Below are 12298 nucleotides of genomic sequence, written 5' to 3'. Positions count from 1 at the left end.
GGGGGCGGGGGGGCGGGGGGGCGCCGCCCGCCGGCCCCCCCCCCGCCCGCGGCTCAGCCCTTCACACACACGATCTGCTTGATCCTGGCGACGACCTCGACCAGGTCTCGCTGGCGGTCGATGACCTGCTCGATCGGCTTGTAGGCCCCGGGGATCTCGTCCACCACACCGGAGTCCTTCCGGCACTCCACCCCCAGCGTCTGCTCCTCCAGGTCCCGCGTGGTGAAGCGGCGCTTCGCGGCGTTCCGGCTCATCCTCCGCCCGGCACCGTGCGAGGCGGAGTTGAACGCCTTCTCGTTGCCGAGGCCCTTCACGATGTACGAACCGGTGCCCATCGAGCCGGGGATGATCCCGTAGTCACCGGATCCGGCACGGATGGCGCCCTTCCTGGTGACCAGCAGGTCCATGCCCTCGTACCGCTCCTCGGACACATAGTTGTGGTGACAGCTGATGACCGGGTCGAAAGTCACCCGGGCCTTCTTGAACTCCTTCCGGATGACGTCCTGGAAGAGGCTCATCATGATCGCCCGGTTGTACTTGGCGTACTCCTGCGCCCAGAACAGGTCGTTCCGGTACGCCCCCATCTGCGGGGTGTCGGCGATGAACACCGCCAGGTCACGGTCGACGAGACCCTGGTTGTGCGGGAGTTTCTGCGCGACACCGATGTGGTGGTCCGCCAGCTCCTTGCCGATGTTCCGCGAACCCGAGTGCAGCATCAGCCAGACCGAATCGGACTCGTCAAGACAGATCTCAATGAAATGGTTGCCCGATCCGAGCGAACCCATCTGCTTCACCGCCCGCCCCTGACGGAATTTGACCGCTTCGGCGACCCCGTCGAACCGGGCCCAGAAGTCGTCCCACCCCGCGGTCGGGAAGCCGTGCAGCCGGCCCGGATCCACCGGGTCGTCGTGCATCCCCCGGCCCACTGGGATCGCGGCCTCGACGCGGGAGCGCAGCCGCGACAGATCACCTGGCAGGTCGTTCGCCGTCAGTGAGGTCTTCACCGCCGACATGCCACAGCCGATGTCCACACCGACCGCCGCCGGGCAGACCGCACCGTGCATCGCGATCACCGAGCCCACCGTCGCGCCCTTGCCGTAGTGCACGTCGGGCATGACCGCGAGGCCCTTGATCCAGGGCAGGGTGGCGACGTTGCGCAGCTGCTGCATCGCACCGTCCTCGACCGCCGCCGGGTCGGCCCACATCCGGATGGGGACCTTCGCACCCGGAACCTCTACATACGACATAGCTCCTCTATTCCCCCGAACAACCCTGATGAGAAAAACACGCATCAATATCCGCGAAAGCGACAGCGGACCGGCATGTACACCAGTGCGTGCGATAGACATTGTGTCCGGTCACCGTCATCAGGCGGTATCCGTTTTCCGTTCCGAAGGGAGCCTCGGACAGTGCAGCGAAGGGCTTACGTTCCCGGCTTGGTGCTGCTCGCAGCGCTCGTCGCCGGCTGCACGGCCGGTTCCGGGGCCGATGGTTCCGCCGCCGACGCGAAGCCGGGCGAGACCACTCCCGCCGCGGCGCCCGGCAAGTACTCCACCCTGCCGGAACCCTGCCGCGCCGCCGACAAGGGCGTACTGAAGGACATGTTCCCGGAGATCGCCGACCTGCCGAAGGAGCAGCAGGAGAAGGCGTACGGGGGCACGCCCGAGGCCACCTTCGACACCGACCGGCAGGTGGGCTGCCGGTGGAAGGCGGACTCGCCCGCCGACGCGCACCGGCTGCACATCGTGATGGAACGCGTCGTGAGTTACGACACCACCGTCAGCGACGACGACCAGGCCAAGACCCTGTACGCCCAGAAGCTCGCCGCCGCCGGCCTCCAGGAGGGTGACAGCTCGCCCTCCTCGACCCCGTCGGACGACGCGGACGGCGGCGCCTCCACCGGCGGGAAGAACGGCGGACAGGACACCGGGAAGAGCACGGGCAAGGACGCGGGGAAGAGCACGGAGAAGGACCCGGGCAAGGGCTCGGAGGAGGATGCGGGGAAGGACGCGGGGAAGAACACAGGGAAGAACGGCGGCGAGACCAGCACCCAGGGCTCCGCCGACGACGGCCAGGGCGACGGCGGCCAGGACGGCGACGACCAGGGAGACGACGCCCAGGCGGCCGATCTGCAGTCGCGGACCCTCAGTGGCCTCGGCAGCGCCGCCTTCCTCGCCGACATCCCGGCCAAGGCCGGCGCCGAGTCCCCGCAGCACACCGTCCGGGTGGTCTTCCGCACCTCCAACGTGCTCGTCACCGTCGAGTACAGCGAGGAGCCCGCCGAGGCCGGCGCCTCCCCCGACACCAAGAGCCTGCAGGACAAGACGCAGGCCATGGCCGGCAAACTCGCCGACCAGATCGCCGAATAGTCAGCCGGCCGGCGCCCCCGGCGTACCGTGGCGGCCCGACCGTACGACCCGTACGACACATGAGCGAAGGAACCATGCACCGATCAGCCCCGCGACTCACCCGCCTTCTCGCCTGTGCAGCCGTCCCCGTGATGCTCGTCGTCGCCGGCTGCTCGTCGGACTCCGGCTCCAGCGGCAAGAAGAGTTCGAGCACCTCCTCGTCGCCCAGCGCTTCGGCCTCCCCGACCGTCGCGAAGGCCGTCTACGCCAAGCTGCCCGACGCCTGTAAGTCGGTCCCGCAGAAGACCGTCTCGGACCTGGTCCCCAAGGCGAAGGACAAGTCGGGCACCGAGGTCAAGTCGACCGACCTGTCGGCCCGTGCGGGCTGTTCCTGGAACGGTCTGGAGAGCAAGGGCACCAAGGGCTCCCAGTACCGCTGGCTCTCCGTCTCGTATCTGCGGTTCGGCTCCGACACCGTCCTGGGCAGCGGCCAGAAGCGCGCACAGGACCAGTACACCAAGGCCGTGGCCGACGTGAAGGCAACGGACGGCGCGAAGAACGTCAAGACGGTGTCCACGCCGGGCATCGGCAACGAGGCGACGACGGTCACCTACGAACAGCGCAAGACCGACGCGGACTTCATCTACGCCGTGGTCGTCACGCGTACGGAGAACGTGGTCACCACGGTCAACCACAACGGCGCCGGTTACGAGGGCCTCAAGTCCCCCTCGGCCGCCGATATGACGAAGGGTGCGCAGACCGCGGCGAAGGCGGCCGTGGCCTCGGTGGCCTCGGCCAACAAGTAGCCGGGCCGGCCAGCACACAGTCCTGCCGGCCGACACGCAGTCAGGCCCGCCAACAACCGTCCACCGTATGCGCCTTCGGGCACCCGCCCACGGAGCCCGGCCCCCACTCGGGGCCGGGCTCCGGGCGTACCCGCGCAACGCCGTCCGTACACATGTGCCAGGCTGTGCCCGCCGGATGTCGAATTCAGGAGGAGACCGCGGGTGGCCGCGATGCAGTTGACACGCACGCACCGGATACTCGTCGCGCTGGTGGTCGCGGGCGCGATGATCATCGCCGGGATCGGTTTCGTGGGGTCCTACGCGGCCGTGCGCGCACTCGCCCTGGAGAAGGGCTTCGGCTCGTTCTCGACGGTCTTCCCGATCGGTATCGACGCGGGGATCTGTGTGCTGCTCGCGCTGGATCTGCTGCTGACCTGGATCCGTATCCCGTTCCCGCTGCTGCGCCAGACGGCGTGGCTGCTGACGGCCGCGACGATCGCCTTCAACGGCGCCGCGGCCTGGCCCGACCCGCTGGGGACCGGGATGCACGCGGTGATCCCGGTGCTGTTCGTGGTCTGCGTCGAGGCGGCGCGCCACGCGGTGGGCCGGATCGCGGACATCACGGCCGACAAGCACATGGAGGGCGTGCGCCTCACCCGGTGGCTGCTCTCGCCGGTGCCGACGTTTCTGTTCTGGCGGCGGATGAAGCTGTGGGAGCTGCGCAGGTACGACGAGGTCATCAAGCTCGAACAGGACCGGCTGATCTACCAGGCGCGGCTACAGGCCCGGTTCGGCCGGGCGTGGCGGCGCAAGGCGCCGATCGAGTCGCTGATGCCGCTGCGGCTGGCGCGGTACGGGGTCCCGCTCGCGGAGACGGCGCCGTCCGGTCTTGCGGCGGCCGGCATCGAGCCGGTGCTGCTGCCGCCGGCGCCCGCGCTGGAGGCGGGGACGGCCCCGACGGGCACAGCCGCGGAGGCACCGGCCGCGGTGGAGGCCCCGGCCCAGCCCTCGGCCTCAGCCTCGGCCTCGGCCTCGGCCTCGGCCTCGGAGGGCCCTGCCGGCCCCGCCGCTCAGGGGCAGGGGCAGGGGCAGGAACCAGGGCAGGCGCAAGGGCAGGCGCAGGAACCCCCGCCCACGCACGAGAGCCCGTGGTTCGCCGCGCCGCAGGTCTCACAGCAGGCGTACACCGGCACCTACGACCCGGCGTACGAGCCCGCGTACGACCAGCGGTATCCGCAGGGCCAGGGGTACGAGCAGCAGCAGTACGGCGGGCCTTACGGGCAGGAGGAGTACGGCCCCGAGTACGAGCAGGAGTACGGCCGGCAGTACGAGCAGGAGGAGTACGGCCCGCAGTACGGGCAGCCGTACGGCCAGGAGCACGGCGGCCCCGGGTACGAGCAGGGACCCCAGGACCCGCAGGACGACGAGTCCCGCACCCCGCAGGACGACGAGTCCCGCACCCCGCAGGTCATGGTCCCGACCGGCGCGGGCGGCTCACGCCCCCTCGGCGGTGTGATCCCCGGCCCGCGCACCGAAGATCAGGGCGAGGAGCGTTCCGAGGAGACCGGCCGCACCGAGAGCGCCGAGGCGGACAGCCCGGAGGTGCAGGGGCTGCCGGAGGACGTGTCCCGTGAGGACGCGTACTTCGGGGCCTACCGGAAGTTCATCAGCGAGAACAACGAGGTGCCGACGCCCCGTCAGTTCGGTCGGTACCTGAAGGACCTGTACGGCGTCACGGGCCGCAACAGCGAGACTCTGAGCGACAGTTCGCTCCGCCCGTATCTGGCCCGCTTCCAGCAGCGGTACGCGGAGGAGCTGGACGCCGAGCACATCGCGTAACCCGCCGGGAGAGACGGAAGGGCCGCCGCGCCGGGAAGACCCGGGGCGGCGGCCCTCGTCACATCGCCCTCAGGCCGCGAGCAGCTTGCGCACCCGCTCGGCGCCGACGGCGAGCAGCAGCGTGGGCAGCCGGGGCCCGGTGTCGCGGCCGACCAGCAGCTGGTAGAGCAGGGCGAAGAAGGTGCGCTGGGCGACCTTCATCTCCGGGGTGGGCTTGGCGTCCGGTGCGAACCCGGCCTGGACCTTCGGCACGCCGTAGACGAGCGTCGTCAGGCCGTCCAGCGACCAGTGTGTGTCGAGCCCTTCGATGAGCAGCCGCAGCGACTCGCGGTCCTGGTCGCCGAGGGCGGCCAGGGTCTCGGTGTCCGGCTCGGCGCGCACCAGGGTGCGCTGTTCGGCCGGGACCTGGGTGGTGATCCAGTTCTCGGCGCGGTCGAGCCGGGGGCGTACCTCGTCGAGCGAGCCGATCGGGTTCTCCGGGTCCAGTTCGCTGAGGATGCGCAGCGTCTGGTCCTCGGCCCCGGCCGTGATGTCCGCGACCGATGCGAGGGTGCGGTACGGCAACGGGCGGGGGGTGCGCGGGAGTTCACCGGCCGCGGTGCGGGCGGCGCGGGTGTGCGCGGCGGCGTCGGCGGGGAGCGCCGAGCCGTCGGCCACCTTGGACTCCAGCTTGTCCCACTCGTCGTAGAGCCGCTGGATCTCCTGGTCGAAGGCGATCTTGAAGGACTGGTTGGGCCTGCGCCGCGCGTACAGCCAGCGCAGCAGCGGCGCCTCCATGATCTTCAGGGCGTCGGACGGGGTGGGCACACCGCCCTTGGACGAGGACATCTTGGCCATACCGCTGATGCCGACGAACGCGTACATCGGGCCGATCGGCTGCACCCCGTCGAAGATCTCGCGGACGATCTGCCCGCCGACGACGAAGGAGGAGCCGGGCGAGGAGTGGTCGACGCCGCTGGGCTCGAAGACGACGCCCTCGTACGCCCAGCGCATCGGCCAGTCGACCTTCCAGACCAGCTTTCCGCGGTTGAACTCGCTGAGCCGGACGGTCTCGGAGTGTCCGCACGCGGTGCAGGTGTAGGCCAGCTCCGTGGTGTCGTCGTCGTACGAGGTGACCGTGGTGAGGTCCTTCTCGCACGCGCCGCAGTAGGGCTTGTAGGGGTAGTAGCCGGTGGCGCCGCTGCTGCCGTCGTCCTCGTCGGCGGCGCCCGACCCTTCGGCGGCCTCGATCTCGGCCTCGTCGAGCGGCTTCTGGCCCTGCTTCTGCTTCTGCTTGCCGCCTGCCGCGCCGGCCTTGGCCGGGTCCTTCTTGGTGCGGTAGCGGTCGAGGATCGCGTCGATGTCGCCGCGGTGCTTCATGGCGTGCAGGATCTGCTCGCGGTAGGTGCCCGCCAGATACTGCTCGGTCTGGCTGATCGGGTCGTACTCGACGCCCAGCTCGGCCAGGGCCTCGACCATGGCGGCCTTGAAGTGCTCGGCCCAGTTCGGGTACGCGGACCCGGCCGGGGCGGGCACCGATGTGAGGGGCTTGCCGATGTGCTCGGCCCAGGACGCGTCGATGCCGGGGACGCCGTTCGGCACCTTGCGGTACCGGTCGTAGTCGTCCCAGGAGATGAGGTGGCGCACGGTGTACCCGCGGCGCCTGATCTCGTCGGCGACCAGGTGCGGGGTCATCACCTCGCGCAGGTTGCCCAGGTGGATCGGGCCCGACGGGGAGAGGCCGGAGGCGACGACGACCACCGGTCCGTCCGCGCCAGAGTGTTTCGCGCCCGCGGCACGGCGCTCCGATTCGGCGATGACATCGTCCGCGAAACGGGAGACCCAGTCGGTCTCGGTGCTCTGAGCCACGATCGGCACGTCCTTCTTTCTCGTACGCCTTCAGACAAGGGCGGCTGCCATTCTCCCAGGTCCCTCCGGGAGAGCGAAAACGGCTTTCCCCGCCCTGGGACCGCCATGGGATACTTGGCGTGAATCCCTGTACCTCTATGGAAACGGCAGTCGGCCCATGCCTGAGCCAGTCTCGGTCCCCTCCCTCGCTTCGAAGCTGCAGCAGCACCTCTCGGACGCCCTGACGGCAGCGCTGCCGGATGCCGGTGCCGCGGACCCGCTGCTGCGCCGAAGCGACCGGGCCGACTTCCAGGCCAACGGGATCCTGGCCCTGGCGAAGAAGCTCAAAGGCAATCCGCGCGAGCTGGCGGGCACCGTCACGGCGGCGCTGCCCGCCAATGACCTGATCGAGGAGATCGAGGTCTCGGGCCCCGGCTTCCTGAACATCACACTGACCGACCGGGCGATCACCGAGACCCTCGCGGCGCGCGCCGCCGACCCCCGGCTCGGTGTGCCGTACGCGGCGCAGGCGGGCACCACGGCCATCGACTACGCCCAGCCGAATGTGGCGAAGGAGATGCACGTCGGGCATCTGCGGTCGGCCGTGATCGGCGACGCGATGGCGAAGATCATGGAGTTCGGCGGCGAGACGGTGATCCGCCGCCACCACATCGGGGACTGGGGCACCCAGTACGGGATGCTCATCCAGTACCTGATGGAGCACCCGCACGAGCTGGACCACGAGGGCTCCGAGCAGGACGGCGAGGCCGCCATGTCCTCGCTCGACCGGCTGTACAAGGCGTCGCGCGCGGTCTTCGACTCCGACGAGGAGTTCAAGGCGCGCGCCCGGGACCGGGTGGTGGCGCTCCAGGCCGGGGACCCGGAGACGCTGGCGCACTGGCAGCGGTTCGTGGACGAGTCGAAGATCTACTTCTACTCGGTCTTCAACAAGCTGGACATGGAGATCGAGGACGCCGACATCGTCGGTGAGTCCGGGTACAACGACATGCTGGAGGAGACCTGCCGGCTCCTGGAGGAGTCCGGTGTCGCGGTCAGGTCCGAGGGCGCGCTCTGTGTCTTCTTCGACGATGTGAAGGGCCCGGACGGCAACCAGGTCCCGCTGATCGTGAAGAAGACGAACGGCGGCTACGGCTACGCGGCCACCGACCTCTCGGCGATCCGCGACCGGGTGCAGGGCCTCAAGGCGACCTCCCTGCTGTACGTGGTGGACGTGCGGCAGTCGCTGCACTTCAAGATGGTCTTCGAGACGGCCCGCCGGGCGGGCTGGCTGAAGACGGGCGACCGCGAGGTGAAGCCGGTCCAGCTGGCGTTCGGCACGGTGCTCGGCAAGGACGGCAAGCCGTTCAAGACCCGGGCGGGCGAGTCGGTGCGGCTGGTGGACCTGCTGGACGAGGCGATCGAGCGGGCGACGGCCGTCGTACGGGAGAAGAACAACGAGAAGGTCGGGCTGACCGAGGCCGAGATCGTCGAGAACGGCGCACAGATCGGTATCGGCGCGGTGAAGTACGCGGACCTGTCGACGTCGGCGGCGCGCGACTACAAGTTCGACCTGGACCAGATGGTCTCCCTGAACGGCGACACCAGCGTGTACATCCAGTACGCGTACGCCCGTATCCAGTCGATCCTGCGGCTGTCGGGCGAGGCGGAGCCGGTCGCGCACCCGGAGCTGGAGCTGGCACCGGCCGAGCGTGCGCTGGGGCTGCACCTGGACCAGTTCGCGGAGGTCCTCGCCGAGGTGGCCGCCGCGTACGAGCCGCACAAGCTGGCCGCGTACCTCTACCAGCTGGCCTCGCACTACACGACCTTCTACGCCGAGTGCCCGGTCCTCAAGGCCGGGGCCCCGGAGCAGGTGGAGAACCGGCTGTTCCTCTGCGAGCTGACCGCCCGCACCCTGCACCAGGGTCTGGCGCTGCTCGGTATCAGGACGCCCGAGCGGCTGTAGGGCGCAGCGCCCTCCGGGGCTCCAGGACCTGTCCGATTCATTGGTCCTGGGGCTCCGTGCCCCCGCAACAACTGCCCCTGCCGCACCAACTGCCCTCGCGGGAGCTGCCCCCGCAACAGCATGATCAGTTGCCGGGCGCTCCTGGGCGGACGGCCTCCTTCAGCCCCGCCTCGATCACGCGGGTGAGGGTGTCCAGATACGCGTCACCGCTGTCGCCGTCCATGATCAGCATGCGGAAGCCCAGCGGCGCGATCAGCAGGTCCGCGGCCAGTTCCAGGTCGAGCGAGGCCGGGAGCTCGCCCCGGCCGATCGCGGTCTGCAACATGGTGTGCACCGCGGCGCGGCGCGGTGCCGCCACACTGGTGTGCACCACATCCGCGAGCGTGCTCACACGGCGGCTCTCGGCGAGCAGTCCGGGGCCGATGCCGCTGACCACCGGGTCGGCCAGCTGGTTCCGGAGGGTGCCGAGGAACTCGCGCAGGTCGGTACGGAGGGCTCCGGTGGCCGGAGTCGGCGGCAGCGCGTGCTCCACCGCCTCCCGGACGAGTTCGGTCAGCATCTCCTCCTTGGACCCCCAGCGCCGGTACAGCGCGGCCTTGCCCACACCGGCCCGCCGCGCGATCGCCTCCATGGACATCCGCTCGTAGCCGGTCTCGGCGAGCTCGTCGAAGGTCGCATCGGTGATGGCCTCGGTCACTTGCTGCCGCAACGCAGCGCCGCCGGTTGCCCTGCGTTCTGTCGCCATCCGGCCAGCATAAAGGAGTGGAACGGGTGCGTTCCGTTCGGTGATGGGCTAACGTGGGCCCAGTAAACGGAACGGCACCGTTCCGTTCCGTTCCGAATAGAGTTCCCCATGGAGGACCGGCAATGAAATTCCTTTACGACGACGAGTCCTTCTCCTTCGAGGCGCTGCGGGCCGCCGGTTACGCCACTTACGGAGGCGCCGAGCTGGGCGAGGTCCTGGTGACCTGCCGTCAGATCCCCGAGGGAGACGAAGAGGCGTGGTCGCACCAGTGGGCCGCGACGGCGGCGCGGGTCGAGCGCATCGGCCGGGACGCGCTGGCCGCCGGACACCGGGTGAGTGCGCGGGAGGCGCTGCTGCGGGCCTCGAACTACTACCGGACCGCCGACTTCTACCGGCGGGCGGACCCGGCGAACGACACCGAGTCCGCGCGGCTGGCGAAGGCGTCCCAGCAGACCTTCGCGGACGCCGCCGCCCTGCTCGACATCCCGGCCCGCGCCGTGCGCATCCCGTACGAGGGGACCACCCTGCCTGGCTACCTGTTCCTCGCCGACGAGTCGGGCGAGCCCCGCCCGACCGTGCTGTACCACGGCGGTTACGACTCCACCCTCGAAGAGGGCTATGTCGCCCTGGCCGCAGGGGCGTTGCGGCGCGGCTACCACGTCCTCGTCTTCGACGGTCCCGGCCAGGGATCCACCGTACGCGAGCAGGGCCTGCACTTCCGGCCGGACTGGGAGGCCGTGATCACCCCCGCCGTCGACTTCGCGCTCACCCTGCCGGAGGTGGACGCGGACCGGATCGCGCTCATCGGCACCAGCCTCGGCGGGTATCTCGCCGCACGGGCAGTCGCCTTCGAGCACCGCATCGCCGCCTGCGTCCTGCACGACGGGGTCTACGACGTCCACGCCACGTTCGAGGAGGCCTTCCGGGCCGCGGCGGATGTCCCCGGCGGCCTGGCCGCCGTGATGGAGCAGAGCGTGTCGGCGCGCTGGCTGGTCCACAACGGCCTGTGGACCCTCGGGGTGTCCGGCGCCGACGAACTCCTCGATGCCTTCCGCCCCTACACGCTGGAGGGAGTCGCTGAGCGGGTCACCTGCCCGACACTCGTTCTGGAGGCGGAGAACGACCAGTTCTTCGCCGGCCAGCCGCAGCGCGTCCTGGATGCGCTGGCCTGCCCGAAGGAACTGATCTCCTTCCGTGAGGACGAGGGCGGCGGCGAGCACTGCCACGAAGGCGCGGTCGCCCTGTGGCACCAGCGCGCGTTCGACTGGCTGGACACCGTCTTCGCCGGGTGAGCGACCTGCGGTCCTGCCGCATGAACTGGCCTCTGGAGAAAGGGAGTTCCGTACGGCTCGGCCCGGGGCAAGCGCCCCGGAGTGAGCCGTGCGGAGTGAGCGGCGCGGTGGTGGGCGCAGTGACTCATGTCCCGGCCAGCAGGGCCAGCAGGTCGACGGTTTCCGACTCGTGGGAGGCGAAGGCGCCGTGGTCGCTGGCCCAGGTGACCGTGTGGGTGGCCCGCCGCGTGAAGCGGCGTTGCAGCTCCGGGTGGATGACCCGGTCGTCGGTACAGCGGACGTAGGTGCTGGGCCGCGAGCGCCACACCGCGGTCACCGCCGCCTGGTGGCCGGCCGCCATGACCTGGGGGACCAGTTCGCTGACATGACGGGACCGCCGCTCCGTGCCGAGCCGGCCGTGGAACAGCTCCCCGGCCCTGGCCGGATCGATTGTGGTGGTGCCGGCGATGTCACCGATCATGCATGCGCTCAGATCGCCCGGCGGTGCCTGGGCGAGCAGCCCGAAGCTGGTCTCGCCGACGTCGGGCATCATCGCGGCCAGGTACACCAGATGCGCCACCTTCCGCGGTGGCAGACCGCTGATGACGGCGCCGCCGTAGGAGTGACCGCAGGCGACGACCGGCCCGGCCCCGGCGATGCCGTCCAGTGCGGCTTCGGCGGCGGCGACGTCCCCCGCCAGTGATCCCCGGTGCAGCTCGGCGACGGCCACGGGGACGCCCCGCGCCCGCAGCCCGGCGGCGACTCCCTCCCACGCTCTTCCGCTGTGCCAGGCACCGTGCACGAGGAGCACGCCCCGGGGCGTGGCCGAAGGCGGGTTCGTACTCACTCCGGCTCACCCAGCCCCTCACGTACGGCGCGACGGGCGCGGTGCAGCCGGGACTTCATCGCCGGTGTACTCAGCCCGAGTGCCGAGGCGACGGCCCTCCCCGGCAGTCCCTGGATGTCCCGCATGATGAGGACGCGGCGCTGGTCGTCCGGCAGGGCCGCGATGACTTCGGCCAGCCGCTCGGTCTCCAGCCTGCCCAGCACATCGGCCTCGGCCGAGGACACCGCGGCGCCGACGGCGGTGTCGACGGCCGATTCCGGGCGGCGCGCCAGGCTCCGCGCGCGCCGCGAGCACTCGTTGCGCACGATCCGGAACATCCATGAGGCGAGCGCGGCGGTGGCCCGCAGCGTCCCGATCCTGCGGAACAGGACGATCATCGCCTCCTGCGCCGCGTCCTCAGCGTCCTGACTGCTGGCGCAGAGCGAGAACGCGAACCGCCGGACATGCGGGTACACACCGGAGACCAGCACCCCGATCGACGGCTCGTCGCCGCGCTGTGCCGCTCTGACCAGTTGGTCCCCCGGCCATGAATCCCTGGCGAACTGGGCCACGGTCCTCCCGCCTCTCTCCGCTTCCCGGCCGTACGGCCGCCTTCCCTTGCGTTCATAAGAGCCCCGGCCGGTGCAAAGGATTCAGAGGATCGGAGGATTCGGAGGATCAGAGGATTCGGACG

The 12298-nt window shown here is 70.2% G+C and carries 10 protein-coding genes; 5 read left to right on the top strand and 5 right to left on the bottom strand.

The window, feature by feature from the left end:
- Positions 1-53: 53 nt before the first annotated feature.
- Entirely contained in the window at positions 54-1247 is a 1194-nt protein-coding gene (locus ACWGKJ_RS32840; protein WP_385027629.1) for an RtcB family protein, read from the bottom strand.
- Between the two features lie 192 nt (positions 1248-1439).
- Here ACWGKJ_RS32840 and ACWGKJ_RS32835 point away from each other — a divergent pair, with 192 nt between their 5' ends.
- From ACWGKJ_RS32835 to ACWGKJ_RS32825, 3 genes are all read left to right on the top strand, one after another.
- Complete coding sequence (locus tag ACWGKJ_RS32835; protein WP_385027752.1) at positions 1440-2369, top strand: DUF3558 domain-containing protein; 930 nt, start codon at positions 1440-1442, stop codon at positions 2367-2369.
- 74 nt (positions 2370-2443) lie between these two features.
- Positions 2444-3154: a DUF3558 domain-containing protein gene (locus tag ACWGKJ_RS32830; RefSeq protein ID WP_385027632.1), complete on the top strand. Its 711-nt coding sequence runs from the start codon at positions 2444-2446 to the stop codon at positions 3152-3154.
- A gap of 201 nt (positions 3155-3355) precedes the next feature.
- A complete protein-coding gene (locus ACWGKJ_RS32825) occupies positions 3356-4972 on the top strand; it encodes a DUF2637 domain-containing protein (protein ID WP_385027635.1) in 1617 nt (538 codons plus the stop codon).
- A 69-nt stretch (positions 4973-5041) separates the two neighbouring features.
- On the opposite strand, the gene lysS is transcribed toward ACWGKJ_RS32825, so the two are convergent.
- Positions 5042-6829 (bottom strand): lysine--tRNA ligase, encoded by a 1788-nt coding sequence (gene lysS / locus ACWGKJ_RS32820; RefSeq protein ID WP_385027638.1) that lies wholly within the window; start codon positions 6827-6829, stop codon positions 5042-5044.
- 148 nt (positions 6830-6977) lie between these two features.
- On the opposite strand from lysS, the gene argS reads away from it, so the two are divergent.
- A complete protein-coding gene (gene argS, locus ACWGKJ_RS32815) occupies positions 6978-8762 on the top strand; it encodes an arginine--tRNA ligase (RefSeq protein ID WP_385027641.1) in 1785 nt (594 codons plus the stop codon).
- A 124-nt stretch (positions 8763-8886) separates the two neighbouring features.
- Here the strand turns inward: argS and ACWGKJ_RS32810 are convergent, their stop codons facing one another.
- Entirely contained in the window at positions 8887-9507 is a 621-nt protein-coding gene (locus ACWGKJ_RS32810) for a TetR/AcrR family transcriptional regulator (protein ID WP_385027644.1), read from the bottom strand.
- A gap of 122 nt (positions 9508-9629) precedes the next feature.
- On the opposite strand from ACWGKJ_RS32810, the gene ACWGKJ_RS32805 reads away from it, so the two are divergent.
- Complete coding sequence (locus ACWGKJ_RS32805) at positions 9630-10799, top strand: alpha/beta hydrolase family protein (RefSeq protein ID WP_385027647.1); 1170 nt, start codon at positions 9630-9632, stop codon at positions 10797-10799.
- A 124-nt stretch (positions 10800-10923) separates the two neighbouring features.
- On the opposite strand, the gene ACWGKJ_RS32800 is transcribed toward ACWGKJ_RS32805, so the two are convergent.
- Together ACWGKJ_RS32800 and ACWGKJ_RS32795 are read right to left on the bottom strand one after the other, a co-directional pair.
- A complete protein-coding gene (locus tag ACWGKJ_RS32800) occupies positions 10924-11625 on the bottom strand; it encodes an alpha/beta hydrolase (RefSeq protein ID WP_385027650.1) in 702 nt (233 codons plus the stop codon).
- Positions 11622-12176: an RNA polymerase sigma factor gene (locus ACWGKJ_RS32795; protein WP_385027653.1), complete on the bottom strand. Its 555-nt coding sequence runs from the start codon at positions 12174-12176 to the stop codon at positions 11622-11624. Before ACWGKJ_RS32795 ends, ACWGKJ_RS32800 begins: the two co-directional genes overlap by 4 nt.
- Positions 12177-12298 lie beyond the last annotated feature (122 nt).

The organism is Streptomyces sp. NPDC054757 (genome assembly GCF_053612185.1).
Note: the sequence above shows the minus strand (reverse complement) of the source record. Positions and strands in the feature narration are given on the sequence as shown.

What these genes read in the sequence shown, in the direction of transcription:
- ACWGKJ_RS32840 (WP_385027629.1), bottom strand. Translation starts at nt 1,247, where the DNA reads ATGTCGTATGTAGAGGTTCCGGGTGCGAAGGTCCCCATCCGGATGTGG.
- ACWGKJ_RS32830 (WP_385027632.1), top strand. Translation starts at nt 2,444, where the DNA reads ATGCACCGATCAGCCCCGCGACTCACCCGCCTTCTCGCCTGTGCAGCC.
- argS (WP_385027641.1), top strand. Translation starts at nt 6,978, where the DNA reads ATGCCTGAGCCAGTCTCGGTCCCCTCCCTCGCTTCGAAGCTGCAGCAG.
- ACWGKJ_RS32810 (WP_385027644.1), bottom strand. Translation starts at nt 9,507, where the DNA reads ATGGCGACAGAACGCAGGGCAACCGGCGGCGCTGCGTTGCGGCAGCAA.
- ACWGKJ_RS32805 (WP_385027647.1), top strand. Translation starts at nt 9,630, where the DNA reads ATGAAATTCCTTTACGACGACGAGTCCTTCTCCTTCGAGGCGCTGCGG.